19 protein-coding genes are annotated in these 19,995 nt (G+C 62.6%); 9 read left to right on the top strand and 10 right to left on the bottom strand.

Annotated features, from left to right (window positions below):
• Nucleotides 1–225 precede the first annotated feature (225 nt).
• The gene (locus tag SALB1_RS16295; RefSeq protein ID WP_109994801.1) at nt 226–1,215 is read left to right on the top strand and encodes a GDP-L-fucose synthase; all 990 of its coding nucleotides are present in this window, start codon (nt 226–228) and stop codon (nt 1,213–1,215) included.
• A gap of 291 nt (nt 1,216–1,506) precedes the next feature.
• On the top strand, nt 1,507–3,003 hold the full coding sequence (locus tag SALB1_RS16290) for an undecaprenyl-phosphate glucose phosphotransferase (protein ID WP_199678839.1): 1,497 nt from the start codon (nt 1,507–1,509) through the stop codon (nt 3,001–3,003).
• 98 nt (nt 3,004–3,101) lie between these two features.
• Here SALB1_RS16290 and SALB1_RS16285 read toward each other — a convergent pair whose 3' ends face one another.
• Both SALB1_RS16285 and SALB1_RS16280 read right to left on the bottom strand, forming a co-directional pair.
• Nucleotides 3,102–3,503, bottom strand: coding sequence for a type II toxin-antitoxin system VapC family toxin (locus SALB1_RS16285; RefSeq protein WP_109994799.1), 402 nt, complete (start codon nt 3,501–3,503; stop codon nt 3,102–3,104).
• Entirely contained in the window at nt 3,500–3,766 is a 267-nt protein-coding gene (locus SALB1_RS16280) for a type II toxin-antitoxin system Phd/YefM family antitoxin (RefSeq protein WP_199678838.1), read from the bottom strand. The genes SALB1_RS16285 and SALB1_RS16280 overlap by 4 nt, the downstream gene beginning before the upstream one ends.
• 340 nt (nt 3,767–4,106) lie before the next feature.
• Between SALB1_RS16280 and SALB1_RS16275 the strand changes: the two genes are divergently transcribed.
• Together SALB1_RS16275 and SALB1_RS16270 are read left to right on the top strand one after the other, a co-directional pair.
• Nucleotides 4,107–4,358: a type II toxin-antitoxin system Phd/YefM family antitoxin gene (locus SALB1_RS16275; RefSeq protein WP_109994798.1), complete on the top strand. Its 252-nt coding sequence runs from the start codon at nt 4,107–4,109 to the stop codon at nt 4,356–4,358.
• 8 nt (nt 4,359–4,366) lie between these two features.
• The gene (locus tag SALB1_RS16270; RefSeq protein WP_109994797.1) at nt 4,367–4,780 is read left to right on the top strand and encodes a type II toxin-antitoxin system VapC family toxin; all 414 of its coding nucleotides are present in this window, start codon (nt 4,367–4,369) and stop codon (nt 4,778–4,780) included.
• 239 nt (nt 4,781–5,019) lie between these two features.
• On the opposite strand, the gene SALB1_RS16265 is transcribed toward SALB1_RS16270, so the two are convergent.
• Nucleotides 5,020–6,024, bottom strand: a complete 1,005-nt coding sequence (locus SALB1_RS16265) for an NAD-dependent epimerase (protein ID WP_109994796.1) — start codon at nt 6,022–6,024, stop codon at nt 5,020–5,022.
• Nucleotides 6,025–6,249: 225 nt separating this feature from the next.
• Between SALB1_RS16265 and SALB1_RS16260 the strand changes: the two genes are divergently transcribed.
• Nucleotides 6,250–7,521 carry a nucleotide sugar dehydrogenase gene (locus SALB1_RS16260; RefSeq protein ID WP_109994795.1) on the top strand — a complete coding sequence of 424 codons (1,272 nt, stop codon included), beginning with the start codon at nt 6,250–6,252 and terminating at the stop codon, nt 7,519–7,521.
• A gap of 441 nt (nt 7,522–7,962) precedes the next feature.
• On the opposite strand, the gene SALB1_RS18845 is transcribed toward SALB1_RS16260, so the two are convergent.
• The 7 genes from SALB1_RS18845 to SALB1_RS16225 all read right to left on the bottom strand — a co-directional run bounded on the left by SALB1_RS18845 (nt 7,963) and on the right by SALB1_RS16225 (nt 14,254).
• Nucleotides 7,963–8,352, bottom strand: a complete 390-nt coding sequence (locus tag SALB1_RS18845) for a hypothetical protein (protein WP_147420772.1) — start codon at nt 8,350–8,352, stop codon at nt 7,963–7,965.
• A gap of 505 nt (nt 8,353–8,857) precedes the next feature.
• Entirely contained in the window at nt 8,858–10,306 is a 1,449-nt protein-coding gene (locus tag SALB1_RS16250; RefSeq protein ID WP_109994793.1) for an O-antigen ligase, read from the bottom strand.
• 677 nt (nt 10,307–10,983) lie between these two features.
• Nucleotides 10,984–11,418: a prepilin-type N-terminal cleavage/methylation domain-containing protein gene (locus SALB1_RS19745; RefSeq protein WP_109994792.1), complete on the bottom strand. Its 435-nt coding sequence runs from the start codon at nt 11,416–11,418 to the stop codon at nt 10,984–10,986.
• 177 nt (nt 11,419–11,595) lie between these two features.
• Complete coding sequence (gene infA, locus SALB1_RS16240) at nt 11,596–11,814, bottom strand: translation initiation factor IF-1 (protein ID WP_109994791.1); 219 nt, start codon at nt 11,812–11,814, stop codon at nt 11,596–11,598.
• A 127-nt stretch (nt 11,815–11,941) separates the two neighbouring features.
• A complete protein-coding gene (gene aat, locus SALB1_RS16235) occupies nt 11,942–12,712 on the bottom strand; it encodes a leucyl/phenylalanyl-tRNA--protein transferase (protein ID WP_109994790.1) in 771 nt (256 codons plus the stop codon).
• On the bottom strand, nt 12,709–13,851 hold the full coding sequence (locus tag SALB1_RS16230; protein WP_109994789.1) for a GNAT family N-acetyltransferase: 1,143 nt from the start codon (nt 13,849–13,851) through the stop codon (nt 12,709–12,711). Before SALB1_RS16230 ends, aat begins: the two co-directional genes overlap by 4 nt.
• Before the next feature lie 67 nt (nt 13,852–13,918).
• The gene (locus SALB1_RS16225; RefSeq protein WP_109994788.1) at nt 13,919–14,254 is read right to left on the bottom strand and encodes a hypothetical protein; all 336 of its coding nucleotides are present in this window, start codon (nt 14,252–14,254) and stop codon (nt 13,919–13,921) included.
• A 172-nt stretch (nt 14,255–14,426) separates the two neighbouring features.
• Here SALB1_RS16225 and SALB1_RS16220 point away from each other — a divergent pair, with 172 nt between their 5' ends.
• From SALB1_RS16220 to SALB1_RS16205, 4 genes are all read left to right on the top strand, one after another.
• Nucleotides 14,427–16,937, top strand: a complete 2,511-nt coding sequence (locus SALB1_RS16220) for a DNA translocase FtsK (protein WP_109994787.1) — start codon at nt 14,427–14,429, stop codon at nt 16,935–16,937.
• A gap of 126 nt (nt 16,938–17,063) precedes the next feature.
• Nucleotides 17,064–17,717: an outer membrane lipoprotein chaperone LolA gene (gene lolA, locus SALB1_RS16215; RefSeq protein WP_158590785.1), complete on the top strand. Its 654-nt coding sequence runs from the start codon at nt 17,064–17,066 to the stop codon at nt 17,715–17,717.
• Nucleotides 17,714–18,109 (top strand): VanZ family protein, encoded by a 396-nt coding sequence (locus SALB1_RS16210; RefSeq protein ID WP_109994785.1) that lies wholly within the window; start codon nt 17,714–17,716, stop codon nt 18,107–18,109. The genes lolA and SALB1_RS16210 overlap by 4 nt, the downstream gene beginning before the upstream one ends.
• A gap of 187 nt (nt 18,110–18,296) precedes the next feature.
• Complete coding sequence (locus SALB1_RS16205; protein WP_179950745.1) at nt 18,297–19,628, top strand: replication-associated recombination protein A; 1,332 nt, start codon at nt 18,297–18,299, stop codon at nt 19,626–19,628.
• Nucleotides 19,629–19,995: the final 367 nt, after the last annotated feature.

Below are 19,995 nucleotides of genomic sequence, written 5' to 3'. Positions count from 1 at the left end.
TGCTTTAACCCGAATTTTGCATAAAGCCGTAAAAACAATGTGTTATAAGTAGGTTGGATTAGCGCGCAGCGCGTAATCCGACGCTCAATCCGCGGGTTCTGGGGCTCGCCTGTCGGATTACGGTGCAAGCACCTAATTCACCTACGTAACTGCGACAACACACTAAGTGTCGAACCCTGCTGTTCGTGGCATGAGTCGCGGAACAGCGTCGAGTTGGAGAGCGTTATGGTTTCTGAGTCCGAGTCGTCCGACATTGCGCCCGCGGCCGGGCCGGGCCCGGGGTCGCGCATTTTCGTTGCCGGGCACCGGGGGCTTGTCGGAAGCGCGATTGTGCGGCGCCTGGAGGCCGGCGGTTTCGAGAATCTCCTGGTGCGCAGCCGCAGCGAGCTGGACTTGACGAGCGAAGCCGCAGTGGAGGCGTTCTTCGAGGCGGAACGGCCGGAATATGTTTTCCTCGCGGCGGCCAAGGTCGGCGGCATCCAGGCCAATAGTACGTATCCGGCCGAGTTCATCCGCGATAACCTGGCCATGCAGACCAACGTCATTCACTCGGCGTGGAAACACGGCGTGAACAAGCTGTTGTTCCTCGGGTCGTCGTGCATCTATCCTAAGCACGCGCCACAGCCGATGCCCGAGGATAGCCTGCTCACCGGCCCTCTCGAGCCCACGAATGAATGGTATGCGGTCGCCAAGATTGCCGGCATTAAGATGTGTCAGGCGTATCGGAAGCAGTATGGGTTTGATGCCATTTCACTGATGCCGACCAACCTGTATGGGCCGGGCGACAATTTCGATCTACAGAACTCGCACGTTTTACCCGCCTTGTTGCGGCGCTTCCACGAAGCGAAACAGGCCGGGCAGCCGGAAGTGGTGGTCTGGGGGTCGGGCACACCGCGGCGAGAATTTCTGCATGTCGACGACCTGGCCGATGCAGCGGTCAGCCTGATGCAGCGATACAGCCGTCCTGAAATCGTCAACGTTGGCGTGGGCGAGGACATATCGATACGTGAGCTTGCGGAGCTGATCCAGCAAGTCGTCGGCTACGAGGGGGCATTGGTCCTGGATCGCGACAAGCCGGACGGTACGCCCCGCAAACTATTGGATGTGTCGCGCATACACGCGTTGGGCTGGCGGGCGCGTATTCCACTGGCCGATGGTATCGAGCAGACATACCGTTGGTTTTTGGACCATCAAGAGCAGTATCGCGGCGAATAGAGCGCTCGGCTCGGTCACCGGCCGGGGCGCGGTATGGACTACCGGCGCCGGCCGCACGATATGCGCGACGCCACGCTGGCTTTCCTGTGGGTAGGCAGCAATCGGGGCCGTCCTCGGCGCTGCGGCATCGAGCATGGTCGGTGTTGTGGGCCTGGCGCCGGGGCCGTTAAAAAACCGAGACATGGCGTTATCTTGGCGGCCGGTTTGGTGTACGGTTGCGGTTCCAGCGTTCAGCTGGGCCAGCCGGCGCCGCCGGGGCCATTTCTTGGGGTTATATACTGTGCGTGTGACATGCAGTCGCGCTGGCGGATCGTCGACGCGTGGATGGGGTATTGGTGCGTTGCTCTGTGTTTTGTTCCGGCGGCTGACGAGGCGATAAGCATGGTTTATCGCGGCTTTTTGCGTGAACACGGTAGCGTTTCGGTCGCACTCTATGTGCTGGCCGATGTGCTGATGATCGTGCTCGGTGCTTATCTGGCATACGCTTGGCGGTTTGGTTCTTGGGTGCTGGGGCTGCATTACCGGGCACCGGTCGTGCTGGCCGTGTTGCTGGCGCTGACTGTTTTTCCGGCATTTGGGTTATACGAGTCGTGGCGCGGGCGTAATCCGCTGGCCCATGCGCGTGCGATGATCCTCAGCTGGTTTGCCGTGGTTTTCGGCCTAGTTCTTATCGGCTTCCTACTCAAACAGAGCGGGCCATATTCCCGGCTTTGGGTGCTCGACTGGGTGTTGGTGTCGGGAGTCTTGCTCGTATTAGGGCGTTTTGTAATCCATGCGACCCTTCAGGCATTGCGGGTCCGGGGCTGGAACCATCGCCGTATCCTGGTTGTGGGGCAGGGGTCGCTCGCAGCGGATGTGATCCATCGTGTCGTTGATGCGCCGTCGACGGGCTGGGAGATCGTGGCGACGGCGCTTATCGGCCGTAGCTCGGCTACAGACTCTGAGGTGATCCGCCCGATTCGCTACAGTAGCCGCATCCCCCGCCTGGCACGCCGGGCGGATATCGACGAGATCTGGCTGTGTCTGCCGCTGGATCAGCAGGCGTCGATAGATCAGGTGCTTCGCGACTTCCGGCACAGCACGATTACCATGCGGCTGGTGCCGAATTTCGAGGGTATCCGGCTGATCCAGCGGCCCGTGACCGAGATCCTCGGTCTGACCATGCTTAACCTCAATGTGTCGCCGATGCAGGGGCTCCGGCGGGTAGTCAAGGCCGTCGAGGACCGTGTTCTGGCGTTTTTAATTTTGATGTTGATTAGCCCGTTGCTATTGGTTATTGCGATCGGGGTGAAACTATCGTCACCTGGGCCTGTTCTGTTCAAGCAAAAGCGACATGGCTGGGGTGGCCGCCCGACCCATATTTACAAGTTCCGAACCATGGTTGTGCATGAAGAAAGTAACGGTGTCGTCACGCAGGCATCGGCCGGTGACCAGCGCGTGACCGCGTTCGGCCGATTCCTTCGCCGGACCAGCTTGGACGAGTTGCCACAGTTTATTAACGTGCTGCAAGGTCGGATGTCGATCGTCGGTCCGCGACCGCATGCCTTGGTCCACAACGAGGAATACAAGGAACTTATCGAGAAATACATGCTTCGCCACTCCGTTAAGCCGGGAATCACGGGTTGGGCGCAGGTCAACGGCTATCGCGGCAAGACAGATACGGTCGACAAAATGCGCAAGCGCGTCGAATGCGATCTGTTCTATATAGAAAATTGGTCGCTCTGGTTCGACCTGAAGATTATATTTCTGACGATCTTCAAAGGGTTTGTGCATAAGAACGCCTGTTAATGGCGGCTCTTTCGGTCGGAACACTTTGCTCGCGCGTTTGGCAGGCTTGGTTCTGTCGGATTACGCCTTCGGCTAATCCGACCTACGGGCTGATGACATCACCAGGTTGAATGTACATGTTTATAGGCTCGTATTTTCGTGTCCGCTGTCACCAGCGGCACATTCAGATGCCGAGCCAGTGCTACGATCATTCTGTCGGCAGGGTCTGTGTGGAACTCGCCGGGCAAGCGGGTCGATTCCACTCCCACATCGTTGTCCAAAGGTACAAACCGCACACCGTCGATGGCCGATACCGTTTCAAGCCAGTCATCCAATGCCATGGTCAGCGTGAGACGCTCGGCTTTGACCAACATGGCTATCTCCCATGCCGAAATGGCCGAAACCAGTACGATGCCATCGGCCGCAGAACGCTCAGTCTCAATAGCCGTTTTCGCGTGCGGGGACAGTTGCCGATCGCCAGTGACCCACCAGACCAGTACGTGGGTATCTAGGACGATCAAGACGCTGCCTCCCAGTCTTCGTCGCCAACGGGCTCCGTCGGAGCCGTGAAATCGATCACGCTCCCTTTCAGAATCTCCAGAGGCGGCCGTTGATCGGAGCGATAGCGGCGAATTTCGACCGTGGGTCGTCCGCGATCAGTAATCACGACGGATTCGCCTGACGTTTCAACCTGGCGCATGTATTCAAGGGCCTTGGCCTTGAATTGCGATTTTGTTACGTGTTTCGGATGCATATTCTTGCCATCGTCATAGACCATGATCATGAATCTACTTTGCCGTCGTGACTATGGCAAGTAGTCATTTTTGTTATTGCGCGATCCCTGATCGAGAGTCCGATCAGCAGATATGACGTCTTATGTTGGCATGCGATTGGCTGTCCCGAAGGTAGGCCGGCAACTCCGGCTTACTGCCGTCGTGCGAATACCGGGCTCGCGCGGTTGGTTCTGTCGGATTACGCCTTCGGCTAATCCGACCTACTGGGCACGAGCTGGGTCGGCTCTTGTGGGGCGGCTACGCCCTATGAGGGCGAGGAGCGTACGTGCGCGTATTGCCTCTGGAAAGACCAGTTTATAGACTAGTCGAAACCAAGTTGAGACCTCAACCATGCACAAGTCAACCGATATAGGCGCTTACGAGACGAAGACGCGGCTGGCGGAATACCTGCGCAAAGTGCAGGCGGGGGAGCGATTTACGATCACGCAACGGGGCCGCCCGGTCGCGGAGCTTGTGCCGTATGGCACCGCTGGCCGGGAGACAAGGCCGGAGGCGGCGCGCCGGATGCGGGCATTCATGCGGCGACAATCGCCGGCGACCGGTATAGATATAAAAGCGCTGATCGACGAAGGCCGTGATTAGCGCGGTTCGTGTTGGACAATTCGGTCGCCACGCGTTGGCTTTTCGCCGATGGCAGCGGCGCCGATCTGGCCTATGCCGAACACGTTTTGGATGTGCTCGGCCGCCCGAACGCGCAAGCCATCGCTCCGTCGATCTGGCCGCTGGAGGTAGCCAACGTCATTTCGCGCGCCGAAGCGAAGAATTGGTTGGTTAACGCTCGTAGCGCTGAGTTCTTGCGGCTGCTTGATGCGCTCGCGATTGCTGTGGATAGCGATACATCAAAGTACGCTCTCGGGACCACGCTTGAGCTCGCGCGCCGCTATCGCCTGTCTGCTTATGATGCGGCGTATCTGGAATTGTCGCTGCGAGAAGGCTTGCCGCTCGCCACGCTGGACACCGGTTTACATCATGCAGCGGAGAGTGCTGGCGTCGCCCGGTTGTAAGGTTTTGTTTTGCGAAACAGAGCAGGCCGAATCCGTATAGCCCCTGTGGGAAGCATTGCGTGCGGCCTTCGTGGATCGGCTTAGGCCGAAGGCCGTAAGCCGACAATCCGGGCTTGTCTCCGTAGCGAGAATGCTGGGCTCGCGCGGCTGGTAGGCTTGATTCTGTCGGATTACGCCTGCGGCTAATCCACCTACTGGGCACGAGTTGGAGCGGCTCTTGCCGGTTGGCTTGGGCCGGTTCAGCCATAATAGCTGCGATACCAGTCCACGAATTTCTTCACGCCTTCGTCGACGGTGGTTTCGGGGCGGTATCCGACGGCTTCGAACAGGCCATGGACATCGGCGTGGGTGGCTTCGATGTCGCCGGCCTGCATGGGCAGCATTTCTTTTTCGGCCGTGATGCCCAGGCATTCTTCGAGACGGTTGATGTAGTCCATCAACGGCACGGGGTTGCCGTTGCCGATGTTGTAGATCCGCCACGGTGCGGGGCTGCTGTCGACGCGCGGGGTGTCGCTGTTCCAGTTTTCGTCCGGCGTGGCGGTTTTATAGAGGACGCGGACGATGCCTTCGGCGATATCGTCGACGAAGGTGAAGTCGCGCCGGTGTTTGCCGTGGTTGAACACCGGGATGGGCTCGCCCGCCAGCATCTTCCGGGTAAACAGGAACAGCGCCATGTCGGGCCGGCCCCAGGGGCCGTATACCGTGAAAAAGCGCAGGCCCGTCGTCGGCAGGCCGTACAGGTATGAGTAGGAGTGCGCCATTAACTCCGTGGCTCGTTTCGAGGCCGCGTAGATGGCCAGCGGGTGATCGGCGTCACCGCTGGGCGAGAAGGGCATGTCGGTGGAGGCGCCGTACACCGAGCTGGTGGACGCATATACCAGGTGGGCGACGTTGTTATGCCGACATCCTTCGAGGATGTTCAATGTGCCCGTGACGTTCGAGTCGATGTAGTCATGGGGGTGATCGATCGAATGCCGTACGCCGGCCTGCGCGGCGAGATGCACGACGCACTCGAAGCCGCGTTCGGCGAACAGCGCTGGCATGGCCTGACGATCGGCGATGTTGAGCTCGACTTGTTCGAACGCCGGATTGTTTTCGAGCATGGCCACCCGGGCGCGCTTGAGCGCGACGTCGTAATACGGGTCGAAATTATCGACGCCCACCACGTGCTCGCCTCGATCCAGCAGTCGCTGGGCGACGTGAAACCCGATGAAGCCTGCGCTGCCGGTGACGAGAATGGTCATGAACAATCCAGTGGTGACGCGTATGGTGCGGAACTGATTATACCGGGCATGTGGGCCTCTAAAGCGGATCGGCCGCATGGCGCTCCGGGCTTTTCAGGTGTTGCCAGGCCAGGCCCCCGGCGACCGCGAGTTTCGGTATGATCCAAGGTTACAGGCTCGGGCCGAGCACGCGGCTGTCGCGTAGCGCCAAAATAAGAAAGAGGGTGGGGCGTGTCGAAAAAAAATATGCCGGCAGACGATCGGCTGGCGGTTCTGGGGCTGGGTTATGTCGGGCTCCCGTTGGCGGCGGCATTCGGCCAGCATCAGCCCACGCTTGGTTTTGATATCGACGAAAACCGCATCGCGCAGCTGCGCGACGGCCATGACTTCACGCGCGAAGTTTCGCCCGAGCGACTGGCGGCCTCGAAGGGGCTCTCGTTCTCGTCCGATCCGGCCGCTCTGGCCGGCGCCAATATCTATGTCGTGACCGTGCCGACGCCGGTGACGGATGCCAAGGTACCGGACTTCGCCCCGCTGGAATCAGCCACGCGCGAGCTCGCGCCGTATCTGTCGCGCGGCGACATCGTGGTGTACGAGTCCACGGTGTACCCGGGGGCGACCGAAGAGCGCTGTGTGCCCATGCTCGCGGCCGGCTCGGGGCTGGTGTACAACGAAGATTTTTTCGTCGGCTACAGCCCGGAGCGCGCCAACCCCGGCGATACCGAGCACGGGCTGGCCAACATCGTGAAGGTGGTGGCCGGTTCCACGCCCGAGATTGCGGATCGTTTGGCGGCACTGTACGGGCAGATTGTGCCGGCGGGGGTGCATCGGGCCTCGTCGATCACGGTGGCCGAAGCCGCCAAGGTGATCGAGAACGTCCAGCGCGACATCAACGTGGCGCTGGTTAACGAACTCTCCAAGATCTTTGGGCGCTTGAACATCGACACCCAGGAAGTGCTCGAGGCGGCGGGCACGAAATGGAATTTTCTGCCATTCAAGCCGGGGCTGGTTGGCGGGCACTGCATCGGCGTGGACCCGTATTACCTGACCTACAAGGCGCAGTCGGTGGGCTACCACCCGGACATCATCCTCGCCGGGCGGCGTATTAACGACGGCATGGGCCGTTATATCACGCACGAAGTCGTGCGCCTGATGCTGCGGCGGAAGATCCAGGTGAACGGCGCGCGCGTGCTCATCATGGGCCTGACGTTCAAGGAAAACTGCCCGGATATCCGCAACACGCGGGTGGTGGATATCGTGCACGAAATGCAGGCCATGGACGCGACCGTCGATATATACGACCCGTGGGCCGATCCGGCGAAGGTGACCCACGAATACGGGCTGACATTGGTCGATTCACCGCAACCCGGCACCTACGACGCCGCCATCGTGGCCGTCGCGCACCGCGAATTCCGCCAGGCCGGCAGTGACACCGTGCGCAGTTATTGCAAGCCCGCGCATATCGTCTACGACGTGAAATACGCCTTCGCCGCCGACGAAACGGACGGGCGACTCTAGGAGTCTGAAGAGCTGAGCCCCGGCGACATGGCCGGTTTGTCGCGTACCGGACTTTGCGCCCCAGTTTTTCGCGATAACGCGGATCGGATCGTTGGGGTTCAGGGCGCGGGTGAATCACCTTTTATGCGCTCAGGGTATGCAGACTGTGTAGGTCGGATTAGCCGCAGGCGTAATCCGACGGATCGCCCCCGGCGAGGGAACGCCGGCCCGGATGTTCGCCCATTCACGGAGCGCGCAATGCCAACTCACAGGCTCCGGTCCAAGCCGGCCGACGAAGGCCAAGCAGACCGCGTAGGTGGATTAGCCGAAGGCGTAATCCGACAGGCCGAAGCCACCCATACACCGCTCAACCGGAGCCCCAGCCGGGCCCACGATCCGGCCCGCGCCGGGCTCTATCTATCCCGGCTTGCGGCCTTTGGCCGCGACCTACTCGGCTCGGCCTCAGAACGCGAGGAGCACGCCCATACCGACGGCCATGTTGCCGCTGAGACCGCCGGTGCTGCTCTGGCGCAGTCGCTCATCCTTGATTGCCAGCCCGCCCTGGACGCCTACGCTCTCGGTGAGCCAGTTGTGCGCCATGAAGCCGCGTAGGCCATTGTTTCGGTTAAAAAGGTGCGTGTCCGGCGCCGGGGTGGCCGCATTGCGGCTGCCGGTATTCGGGTGCGCGTCCGTTGCCAGCGGGCCGGCCAGCGGCGCCCGCACCAAGTGAACGGTCGAAACAAGCGACGCGTGGCTTTCATTCGTGAGTGCCACATCGCGCGGCGTATTGGCGGGCAGTTTGAGATTGAGCGGTGGTGGCACGCTTGCCCGCGTGATGGTGACGACGTTCACGTCGTGATGATGTTCGCGCTTCAATGGCGACAGACTGTCCATTGGCGCCCAGGCCAGCCGCGCGTGAGCCCGCGGTGGCGGTACCGCCCATTTCGAAACGGTTGGCTCGGCCGAATGCCGGTTCGCCACCGCGGCGGCAGGCGGTGCCGGCCGCTGGGCCACTGCCGGGTCGTGATGAGTACGCCAGGAAAAACAAACGCCTGCGGCAACAGCGCCGATGAGGAGCGCCGAAGCGGGGTAGATGAACACTGTGCGCGAATTCATGGCGCGGCACGTAAATAATAGACGTGTTGCATATCGTCGTCGAAATCGTGCGGACTTTCAATAATTATCGACGGCCCAGCCGCTTCGGGCCCGGCTTTCTGGCAGTGCTTAACAACATGAAGCCCGCGCAGACGGCGGATTCACAGCCGGTTGCCGTGGCCGCCGGGTGGCCCGAGGCTGGCCGCGGCGTTTATGCGGCCAAATTTTACGTCAAACATACGCCGGGCCGAGTGGGTCGTGATTATTGCTCGATGGTGTCCGGAGGCAGGCGCGGGCGTCGGCCGATCAGCGTGCCGTCCGCCCAGAAGCGTGGCTCGTTGGCGTTACGTAAATAAACGCTATTCGTCTTGATGCCCGGTGCGCCGCGGTGCGGGCCGTGCCAATAGCTGAAAAGCGCCGTATAGGCCGCGGCCGTTAAAATGACCAGCGCGAAAACCGCTCGACCTGTTGGGCTCGGCAAGCCCAATGCGCCGATCGCTTGGTGTCGGGAGGACGCGCCATACAGCGCAAAGGCCAGGCCGCAGACGGTCGCGCCCATGAACTGGCTCGCCGGCATGACGATGACGCCACTGACCAGCGCGTGTATGCACCCGGCAAACAGTGAAGCGGTTAGCGCCACCACGAGCCATCGCCTTGAGTGCTCGCCACCGCGCGACGCGCGTCGCGCAAAGCGCAGCCAGCGATATAAAAGCCAGGCGATACCGGCCACAATGAGGATGGTGGCCGGCACCCCCCATTCGGCGGCGAACTGCAAAATGGCGTTATGCGGGTGCGCCGCCAGGCCGGTGTCGATATCCGCGAACATCATCGGGCCGATGCCCAGCAGCGGATGACGCAGGATCTGATCGAGCGCGATTCGCCACAGGTAAAGGCGGCCGTCGGACGATGCCGACAGCAAGTGCTGGGCGTGGCTGGCGCCGTTGGCAAACATGAAGCCGTAGACGACGTAGCCGCCCAGCGCAAAGATCGCCATCGCCACCGCATGGCGGCGGCCCGTATGCCCGCAGAATAGCAGTACCAGCAGGGTGGCCAGCGCCGTGGCATAGCCCGTTCCGCGCCCGTCCGAACGCCAGTACAGCGCCCAGAAAAACACCGCGATCACGCTTACCAGCGCCCACCAGAAGACGCGACGGGCCCGTGGGAGCGGGCACGACAACGCAAAGGCCGCCGGCAGAAACGGCAGCAGCCAGGTCTGGTATTGGTCGAAGAAGCGGATATTGCCGTAGTTGCCCATCGGCTCGGGATATCGCAGCCCGAATCCGCTAAGCAGCGATGCGGCAATGACGACGACCGCGGCGATACAAGCCAGGGCGATGGGCGCGAAGGCCGCCATCGCGATGAGCCGCTCGGGCCTCGGCGACAGCGCATCCAGGCCGGGCGCGAGCGCGCATGTCGCCGCGACTACCAGCAATAGTGTGTAACCGGTATCGAGCGCACTCCAGGCCGGCAGCGGACTGGCGGCGCTGGAAACGGCACCGAGGAAAAACACGGCAACCAGGAGGATGCCGGCAACACCGTTGATGGGTTTGCGTGCCGCAACTGCAGCGGATGCGCCGGCCAGGCAAAGAGCGACGGTGAGCAGCGTCCGTCGATAATCGAAGCCCGAGGCGATGGGCATCAGCCATCCGATGCCCAACCAGACGCCAATGACGGCGCGGTGCCGGGCCATGTCGAAACGCTTGCCGAGCACGTGGGTTACTTCAAGCGATGCATGGTCGGAAATAAGCGCCGTTAATATGTGCGTTGCCCATGAATCGCCGGCGGGCGCAGGGCGATGTTGCCGTTCGGCATCCGCGGCGCGCAGCCGACGGCGTCATGACGCCAGAAGCCAGATAGCGCCGCTGACCGCCGCGCGCCGTGGCCCGATTATAATCATCCCCGCGATCCACGCCAGCCGGCGACCGAGCACCAAACCAAGTAGGTCGGCTTAGACCGAAGGTCGTAAGCCGACACCGAAGCGCCCCGTGAGTGATCAAGCATCGGGGCGTTGATTCGGCCCCGCGCCCGATTCTGTCGGATGACGCTGCGCTAACCCAACCCACGCGGCCGGCTACCTTGCGCCAAACCACGTAGGTCGGCTTAGACCGCAGGTCGTAAGCCGACACCGAAGCGCCCCGTGAGTGATCAAGCATCGGGGCGTTGATTCGGTCCCGCGCCCGATTCTGTCGGATGACGCTGCGCTAATCCGACCTACGCGGGCCGCTACCTTGCGCCAAACCAAGTAGGTCGGCTTAGACCGGAGGTCGTAAGCCGACACCGAAGCGCCCCGTGGGTGATCAAGCGCTGGGGCGTTGATTTGGCCCCGGGCCCGATTCTGTCGGATTACGCTGCGCTAATCCGACCTACGCGGCCTAAATTGTGACGCTGTTAGCTACCGTAACCGGTGACCGATTTGTCGCAATTCGTTCCGCTTGTTTGGTAATCCCAAGTGATGGCGCTGCTGTGCATCGTGCCTTTAGCTGTAACCGTGCAACCACCTACACTGCTGTCGCCTTTAAAGGAGAGAGTGATTGTGTTGGTGCCGCCAGACGGCTTCGAAAATGTGAAATTCTTTATGTCGGTATCAGCAGGAATTGCATTTTTGACCGAGCTATCAGCGGCACAAGTAGTGCCATCGCCGGCGTTCTCTTGCATACACAAGGCGGCTGCTGTCTTCGCACTCTCAAGAGCGGATACACCATTCTGGTACTTCGCGCGCGTCACATAATTCTGATACTGCGGAATAGCGATCGCTGCCAAAATGCCGATGATCGCGACCACGATCATCAGTTCGATCAGTGTGAAGCCTTGTTGCTTCTTCATTGCGGGTTCCCCCCTTGAGTGCTGAAAATAGTCATGTCGACTGGACGCACGCATATGAAAGCACGAGTTGTGCCAGTCGGGAATCGCAGTCTAATCAGAATGTTGGCCTGAACGCCAGGGCAGCATTTGATGGTGCGGGCGTCAGAGAGTGACGCACCGCGTCACTTGCGGGGCGTGTTAGCGGCCGCGGTACGTGATGCGACCCTTCGTGAGGTCGTAGGGGGTGATCTGGACGGTGACACTGTCGCCGCGCAGGATTCGGATGTAATGCTTGCGCATCTTGCCGGAGATGTGGGCGGTCACGATGTGGCCGTTTTCCAGCTTCACGCGGAATGTGGTGTTGGGCAGCGTCTCGACGACGGTGCCTTCCATCTCGATGTGGTCTTCTTTTGCCATTAGCTCCTGATCTCTTGCTCTGCGCGGTTTGACGCGCGGAATTATCTGCCATGTGCGCGCGGGGTTCAATCACGCTTTGGATACGGCGGCTCGCGCCCCGGTTTTAAGCGACCGGCGCATCAATGGCTTAGTTGGTACGTGATGTATTGGTGCGCTGGCTTTTTTCAAGATGCGCCGGGTCCCGGGGCGCGTCGATGGTGAAATGCCAGGGCGATTCGGGGGGCGCGGCGGGTTCCGGCTGGCGGATGGCATCCAGGAAATGCGCGCGCGGGATGTCGATCGCGCCCATGCGATACAGATGCGGTGAACCTACCTGGCCGTCGAGATACCGATAACCCCAGGCATGCAGTTGGCGCGCGAGCCACGTCAGCGCGATCTTGCTGGCATCGGTGGCGGTGCTGAACATGGATTCGCCGAAGAACACGCGCCCGCAGGCGACGCCGTACAGGCCGCCGATGAGTTCACCCTCGCGCCATACTTCGACCGAATGGGCATGGCCGAGTTCGTGCAGCCGGATGTATGCCGCCCGCATTTCGGGGCCCAGCCAGGTGCCTTCGCGATGGGCACGCAGCGCGGCGCATTGCTGGATGACGCGGCAAAAGGCGCGGTCGAGCGATACGGCATAGTCCGGTCGCGCGAGCGTGCGTTGAAAGCGCCGCGAGACGCGGACGCCGTCCGTGGGAAATACGGTACGCGGGTCCGGCGACCACCACAGAATGGATTCGTCCGGGTTGTACCAGGGAAATATGCCGAGCGAGTAGGCGCGAAGCAGGCGCTGGGGCGAGAGGTCGCCGCCCATGGCGAGCAGGCCGTTGGGTTCTTCCAGGGCCAGCTCGGGATCGGGAAATGCGCCGTCCGGCTGGTTGGGGTCCAGCCAGTAGAGTCGGAGGCCACTCACGGCGGTGTCGCCGGCGCTTGTTCGAAATTGCAGCGCTGGCGTTGCTCGGCCTCGAAGTCCGCCATCATGGCGGCCTCGCGTTCCACGAAGTCGCCGATGGCGTGTTCCAGTCGCGGATCGGCGATCACATGCGTGGACCAGGTGGCGACCGGCTCGAAACCGCGCCGAATCTTGTGTTCGCCCTGGGCGCCGGCATCGAAGCAGGCCAGCCCGTGTTCGATGCAGTATTCGATGCCGGTGTAGTAACAGGTCTCGAAATGCAGGCTGTGGTAATCGGTCTCGCAGCCCCAGTGACGACCGTACAGGGTGTCGGCGCTGCGCATCATGAAGGCCATGCCCACGGGATGGTCGTTGTGGTAGGCGATGAAGAACAACACCTGATCGCGCATGCGCGTCGTCAGCTCGGCGAAGAATGCGGGTGTCAGATAGGGATCCTGGCCGCGAATGGCGTAGGTCCGATCATAGAATGCGTAGAGCGTGTCCCACAGTGCTGCTGGGATCTCATCCGGGCGCCGTACGACGATGGCTACGCCGGCATCGGTCATGCGGCGGCGCTCGCGCCGGATTTCCTTGCGCCGTTTGGACGACAGTTGCTGCAGGAATGCATCGAAATCGGCGTAGCCGCGATTGAACCAGCGGTACTGGCAGCCGCGGCGGGCGTGCGCGTCGGCGCCGAGCATGGCCGCGGTGGAGCTGTCGTCACCGAACAAGCTGTGCAACGACGATACGCCCATGTGCTCCGGCAGTTTGGCCAGTGCCCCGGCCAGCGCGCGGCGCGCGCCATCGTCACGGGCCAACAGGCGCGGACCGGAGACGGGCGTGAACGGCACGGCGTTGAGCAGTTTCGGGTAGTAATTCAGCCCGACCTGGGCATAAGCGTTGGCCCAGGCGAAATCGAATACGAATTCGCCCATGGAATGATCTTTCAGATACAAGGGGGCCGCGGCAACGAGGGCGCCGTCGTCGGTGCGCAGCAAGGCATGGGCCGGCTGCCAGCCGAGTTCGGGCGACACGCTGCCGCTGGCCTCCAGCGACGCCAGAAAACCATGCTGGATGAACGGCTGGTCGGTACCACAGAGCGCATTCCACTCGGCGGCATCCACATCGAGAATGCTTTCGGCCTGCGTCAGTGTCGCCATGATATCGCGGGTGGAATGAAGCGCCGCCCGGCCGGGCGCCCTTGGAACACGCGGGCATCCGTACCCATCAATTCAGGGCATAACTCCGGGGCAGGGTGTCGCGCAGCGCGAACTGCACGCAGGCGTCGTGTTCGAATTCGTTGAGTTCTTCCTGGGCATCGTGCGCGCGATCGGCCTCGGTCAGGCGTCCGGCATCATCGAATTTCACGATGGCGCCCAGGGTCTTGACCTGGATCTCGCCCTCGTCGTTGGCTTGATCGTCGAAGGCGACCTGTACATAGCGCAACTGCTGCTCGGCGAAGCGGGGCAGATCGCGCTTGCCTTCAGCAACCGCCGATGCCTCGTCTTCGGTGAACTCCTCCATCGCGCCGTCTTCGGTAAGCAGGAAATGGCGGACCGACATCGTTACCTCGTATTAGCCTCGTGTGTCGTCGATATTGGCGCAAACAGCCTGAATTCAAGGGTCTGCGCCGACGCTCACAACAGCTAGCAATGAGCCTCGGTTACACTATGCGCATGAGGACTACGGAACCACAACCCATCGACTTCGATCGCATCCGTGGAGTGCAGCGGTAATGGCCAGGGCAGCGAGCAGGCAGGGCAAGGCGGATTCCGCGTCCAAGGCCGCCAAGGCCGGCCCCAAAAGCCGCGCGCGCAGTGCGGCCAACGACGTCGACGCGGCGCCGAGCGCCTATCGTCAGCGTCTCGGCCGCTTGTTGCGTGAAGCGGCGCTGTTCATCGCCATGGCGATCACGCTGTTTCTGCTGGCGGCGTTGATCTCGTATAACCCGGCCGACCCGGGCTGGTCCGACAACGGCAACGGCACCGCGGTGCACAATCTGCTCGGGGTACCTGGCGCCTGGTTTGCGGATGTCCTGCTCAGCCTGTTCGGTTATCTCGGGTTCATTTTTCCGTTTTTGGTGCTGTACGGCGGTTGGCTGATTTTCGTCGATCGCAAGCGGCCGAGCGGCGAGCTCATGTCCAAGAGCATCCGGGCGGGTTCGTTGTTGCTGTGCCTGATTTCGGCCTGCGGCCTGGCCTGGCTGATATTCGGCGGCATTCAGGCGACCGGTCTGCCGCAAGGCAGCGGCGGGGTCGTGGGCGTGGCCGCGGCGCGCCCGTTGGCCGGCGTGATCAAGATGATCGGCGCGGCCTGGGCCTTGACCACCGTGTTCGTGATCACGCTTTCCATGGGCCTTGGGTTTTCCTGGCTGGCGGTGGCCGAACGCATCGGCCAATTTGTGCTGGGTGGCGCCATCGGCATGCTGAGGGCGATGGTCGACCGCGTCGGCGCCTGGCGCGCCGACCGGGCCGAACGCGCGGCACAGCGCGCCGCCGCGCCGCCGAAACCCAGCCGGCGCGAGAAACGACGCGCCAAGAAACGCAAGGCGCCGACCCTGGACCCAACCGAGGCCGCGCCAAAACCCGCCGCGGCTGCGCCGGAGTCCGCGGCTGGTAGTGGCTCCGTCGCGGTCAACAAGCCCAAGAAGAAAGACAAGAGCGGCAAGAAGAAGGCGACCCAACTCGATCTGCCGATCAGCGAACAGCCGGTCGATGTGCCCCGGTACGATCCCGAACGCGACAGCCCGATTCCGCCGATCGAGCTGCTCGATCCGGCGCGCGAACCCAAGAGCGACCAGGACGAGGCCGTGCTGCAGCACATGTCGGCGCAGCTCGAACAGCATCTTGCGGATTTCAACGTACAGGCCAAGGTGGTGGCGGTGCAGCCGGGCCCGGTGGTCACGCGCTTCGAGATCGACCCGGCGCCGGGTGTGAAGGTCAACCAGATCTCCAATCTGGCCAAGGATCTGGCGCGGGCGATGTCGACCACCAGCGTGCGCGTGGTGGAGGTGATCCCGGGCAAGTCCGTGGTGGGCCTGGAGATCCCCAATGCCGATCGCGAGATCGTCGCGCTGCGCGAGATTCTCGACTCGTCGCGTTATGCCAATGCCACGTCGCCGCTCACGCTCGCACTCGGCAAGGACATTGGCGGCAGTCCGGTCACCGCCGATCTGGCGAAGATGCCGCACATGCTGGTGGCCGGCACCACGGGTTCGGGCAAGTCGGTGGCGGTGAATGCCATGATTCTGTCGATTCTGCACAAGGCGACGGCCGAAGAGGTCCGCCTGATCATGATCGACCCGAAGATGCTCGAGCTGTCGGTCTACGAAGGCATTCCGCATCTGCTGGCGCCGGTGGTCACCGACATGAAGGACGCGGCCAACGCGCTGCGTTGGTGCGTGGGCGAGATGGAGCGCCGCTACAAGCTCATGGCCGCGCTCGGCGTGCGCAACATGGCCGGCTTCAACACGAAGGTGAAAAAAGCCATCGAGGCCGGCCAGCCGATCGAGGACCCGATCGCGAAGAACGCGCAGTCCAACGAGGCCGCCGAGGCCGGCGAAGAACTGCCGACGCTCCAGCCCCTGCCGGCGGTGGTGATCATCGTCGACGAGTTGGCCGACATGATGATGGTGGTCGGCAAGAAGGTGGAAGAGCTGATCGCCCGTATCGCGCAGAAGGCGCGCGCGGCCGGGCTGCACATGATTCTGGCCACGCAGCGGCCCTCGGTGGACGTGATCACCGGCCTGATCAAGGCCAATATCCCGACGCGTGTCGCGTTCCAGGTGGCCTCGAAGATAGACTCGCGTACGATTCTCGACCAACAGGGTGCGGAAAGCCTGCTCGGCCACGGCGACATGTTGTACCTGCCGCCCGGCACCGGATTTTCCAATCGCGTGCATGGCGCTTTCGTGGACGACCACGAAGTGCATAAGGTGGTGGAATACCTCAAGCAGACCGGCCAGCCGGACTATATCGAGGAGATTCTCGAAGGCGGCGCCGGCGATGCCGAGGGCGGCGCGGACGGCGAGGACGATGTCGAGGCCGATCCGCTCTACGATCAGGCGGTCGCCATCGTGCTCAAGTCGCGCAAGGCTTCGATTTCCTATGTACAGCGCCGGCTGCGCGTGGGCTACAACCGCTCGGCGCGGCTGATCGAACAAATGGAGAACGCTGGCGTCGTCGGCCCGGCCGAAGGCAGCGGTGGGCGTGAGGTGCTGGCGCCGGCGCCGCCGGACGACGATTGAGCGCCGCGCAGACCAGTTCAGGCGTGATTCACGGCGGCGTCGCCACGCTCGCCGGCATCATCGCCATTCTATTCGACGGCGGCCATCGAGTTGTCCGCCCGTGACATCGAGGATTCAGGTATGCGGATGACCCGCTGGCTCGTCGCGTTTGTGATGCTTTTCTGCGTTGCCGGTCTGGCCCAGGCCGAGTCGGGTTCCAAGGCCCTCCAGGGTTTCTACAACAAGGTCAATACGCTGTCGGCCGATTTCCAGCAGGTCCAGCGCGACGACAACGGCAATATCGTGCAGCAGGCCAGCGGCACGTTCCTGCTGTCGCGGCCGAAGAAATTCCGCTGGGAATACAAAAAACCCTACAAGCAGATCATTGTCAGCAACGGCAAGGTCTTCAAGTTCTACGACGTCGATCTGGCGCAGGTGACGGTGCGCGATATCGGCGCCACGCTCAAGGCGACCCCCGCGCTGTTGCTGACTGGAGGCGAAGCCCTGAACGACGCGTTCAAGATCACCAATGGCGGCCAGCGCGACGGGCTGACCTGGGTGCACCTGACACCCAAAGCCAAGGACACCGATTTCAAATCCGTGGATCTGGGTTTGAAGAACGACGTACCGGCGCTGATGAAGCTGCACGACCACCTTGGGCAGACCACCAGCATCAGCTTCGGCAACGTCAAGATCAATCCGAAAATCCCGGAATCGAAGTTCACCCTGAAGGTGCCGAATAACGTGGAAGTGGTGGACGGCCGCGCGAATGGGAATGGCGGGCAGGGTACGTCCCATTGAGCACGCGCCAGGTGCGGCGGCTGTGGTGGGCGCTCGGTCTGGTTTTGTGCGCGATCTTCGTCTACGGCTGCCTGATGCCGAATCCGCCGTCCGCGCCGGGCATCCCATTTTTCGATAAATTCGAACACGGCTCTGCCTTTCTCGTCATGGGCGCCTGGTTCGGCGCGCTGTATCTGCGCATGCCGTTCCGCGTGCTGATCGCGCTGTCGGTCTTTGCCGCCGGCACCGAGATCATGCAGTGGGCCAGCGGCTACCGCGACGGCGACCCGTACGACTGGATGGCCGATACGGCCGGGGCAGTCGTGGCCCTTGTGCTGCTTCGCGTGTTGGGTATTGACTGGGTCGCATGGGTGACCGCCCGTCTGGGTACGGTGGGCCGAAAGCGCGCCTGAATCCGGGCGCGCCCGGTGCGCCCGGGTGTTACATTCGCGCGATATCGATCAGCGATCGACGGCGCGACCGGCCCGGCCGGCGCGCGTCCCGCATTCACAGCGCAACGCAGAATATCTCGTGTCAACACAACAGGAAATCGACTTGGCGACCGGCGCGGAGCCGAGCGCGCGCCCGCTGGCAGATCGCATGCGCCCGGCGACGCTCGAAGAGTATGTCGGCCAGACACATATCCTCGGGCCGGAAAAGCCGCTGACGCGCGCGCTGGCTGCCGGTCGCATCCATTCCATGATCCTCTGGGGCCCGCCGGGCACCGGGAAGACGACGCTGGCCCGCCTGCTCGCCGCGCGCGTGGCCATGCGCTTCGTGCAGATTTCGGCCGTCATGGCCGGCGTCAAGGACATTCGGGCCGCCGTCGCCGAAGCCCAGAAGGCACAACAAACCAGCGGCGAGGGCACGTTGCTGTTCGTCGACGAGGTGCATCGCTTCAACAAGGCGCAACAGGATGGCTTGTTGCCCTACGTCGAGGACGGCACCCTGGTTCTGGTCGGCGCCACCACGGAAAATCCCTCGTTCGAGGTCAATAACGCGCTGCTGTCGCGCACGCGAACCTACGTACTGCGGGCGCTGGATGCCGATTCGATCCGACTTTTGATCGACCGAGCGCTGAGCGATTCGGAGCGCGGGCTTGCCGCGCTCGGCGTGACCATGGATGATGCGCTGCGCGATCAACTCGCCGCGCGATCCGACGGCGATGCCCGCCGCGCGCTGAACCTGCTCGAACTGGCCGCCGAGATTGCCGCCGGCACCGACGAGCGCGTCGTGACCCAGGCCGAGCTGGAAGAAGTACTCAGCGCGGGCCTGCGCCGTTTCGACAAGGGCGGCGACTACTTCTACGACCAGATGTCGGCGCTGCACAAGAGCGTGCGCGGCACCGACCCCGATGCCGCCCTGTACTGGTTGTCGCGCATGCTCGAGGCTGGCGCCGACCCGCGCTATGTCGCCCGGCGCGTCACGCGTATGGCCAGTGAGGATATCGGCAACGCCGATCCGCGCGCCCTGCGTATCGCCCTCGATGCCTGGGAAACCTACGAACGGCTCGGATCGCCGGAAGGTGAGCTGGCGATTGCGCAGGCGGCGGCCTATATGGCCTGTGCGCCCAAGTCGAATGCGGTGTACATGGCCTTCAACGCGGCCTGGGCGGATGCCAAGAACCGCGGCTCGCTGGAAGTGCCGATGCACATCCGCAACGCCCCCACGCGCCTGATGAAGGATCTCGGCTACAGCGAAGGCTACCGCTACGCCCATAACGAGACCGAGGCGTATGCCGCCGGAGAAACCTACCTGCCGGAAGCGCTGGTCGGCACGCGCTATTACGAACCGGCCCCGCGCGGCCTCGAGATCAAGATCGGTGAAAAGCTGAGACGGCTGCGCGAGCTCGACGCCGGCCAGGACCCACGCCAGACCCGAAGCCATCCCGGCGAAAATGACGCCGCGGATGGCACATCCAACGACGCCTGAGCCCGGCCCCGTACGCATCGATCGGGCTGCTGTAGGTCGGATTAGCCGAAGGCGTAATCCGACAAGCGGGCCGGTCTGCAATAGGCGATTGAACCGGCCCACCGGGCATGGCCTGTCGGCTTACGGCCTGCGGCCTAAGCCGACCTACGCGTGTTGATCGGGCTGTTGTAGGTGGATTAGCCGGACGCGTAATCCGACAAGCGGGCCGCTCTGGGATAGGCGATTGAGCCGACCCACGGGGCGCGGCCTGTCGGCTTACGGCCTGCGGCCTAAGCCGACCTACGCGCGTGGATCGGGCTGTTGTAGGTCGGATTAGCCGAAGGCGTAATCCGACAAACGGGCTGCTCTGCCAGGGAAGATGAGCCCG

The sequence above is a fragment of the Salinisphaera sp. LB1 genome, assembly GCF_003177035.1.
GTDB lineage: Bacteria > Pseudomonadota > Gammaproteobacteria > Nevskiales > Salinisphaeraceae > Salinisphaera.
Note: the sequence above shows the minus strand (reverse complement) of the source record. Positions and strands in the feature narration are given on the sequence as shown.

Excerpts from the sequence above, each read along its gene's own strand:
- SALB1_RS16295 (WP_109994801.1), top strand. The coding sequence starts at position 226 with ATGGTTTCTGAGTCCGAGTCGTCCGACATTGCGCCCGCGGCCGGGCCG.
- SALB1_RS16290 (WP_199678839.1), top strand. The coding sequence starts at position 1,507 with ATGCAGTCGCGCTGGCGGATCGTCGACGCGTGGATGGGGTATTGGTGC.
- SALB1_RS16280 (WP_199678838.1), bottom strand. The coding sequence starts at position 3,766 with ATGATCATGGTCTATGACGATGGCAAGAATATGCATCCGAAACACGTA.
- SALB1_RS16275 (WP_109994798.1), top strand. The coding sequence starts at position 4,107 with ATGCACAAGTCAACCGATATAGGCGCTTACGAGACGAAGACGCGGCTG.
- SALB1_RS16265 (WP_109994796.1), bottom strand. The coding sequence starts at position 6,024 with ATGACCATTCTCGTCACCGGCAGCGCAGGCTTCATCGGGTTTCACGTC.
- SALB1_RS16260 (WP_109994795.1), top strand. The coding sequence starts at position 6,250 with ATGCCGGCAGACGATCGGCTGGCGGTTCTGGGGCTGGGTTATGTCGGG.
- SALB1_RS19745 (WP_109994792.1), bottom strand. The coding sequence starts at position 11,418 with ATGAAGAAGCAACAAGGCTTCACACTGATCGAACTGATGATCGTGGTC.
- infA (WP_109994791.1), bottom strand. The coding sequence starts at position 11,814 with ATGGCAAAAGAAGACCACATCGAGATGGAAGGCACCGTCGTCGAGACG.
- SALB1_RS16230 (WP_109994789.1), bottom strand. The coding sequence starts at position 13,851 with ATGGCGACACTGACGCAGGCCGAAAGCATTCTCGATGTGGATGCCGCC.
- SALB1_RS16225 (WP_109994788.1), bottom strand. The coding sequence starts at position 14,254 with ATGTCGGTCCGCCATTTCCTGCTTACCGAAGACGGCGCGATGGAGGAG.
- SALB1_RS16220 (WP_109994787.1), top strand. The coding sequence starts at position 14,427 with ATGGCCAGGGCAGCGAGCAGGCAGGGCAAGGCGGATTCCGCGTCCAAG.
- lolA (WP_158590785.1), top strand. The coding sequence starts at position 17,064 with ATGACCCGCTGGCTCGTCGCGTTTGTGATGCTTTTCTGCGTTGCCGGT.
- SALB1_RS16205 (WP_179950745.1), top strand. The coding sequence starts at position 18,297 with ATGCGCCCGGCGACGCTCGAAGAGTATGTCGGCCAGACACATATCCTC.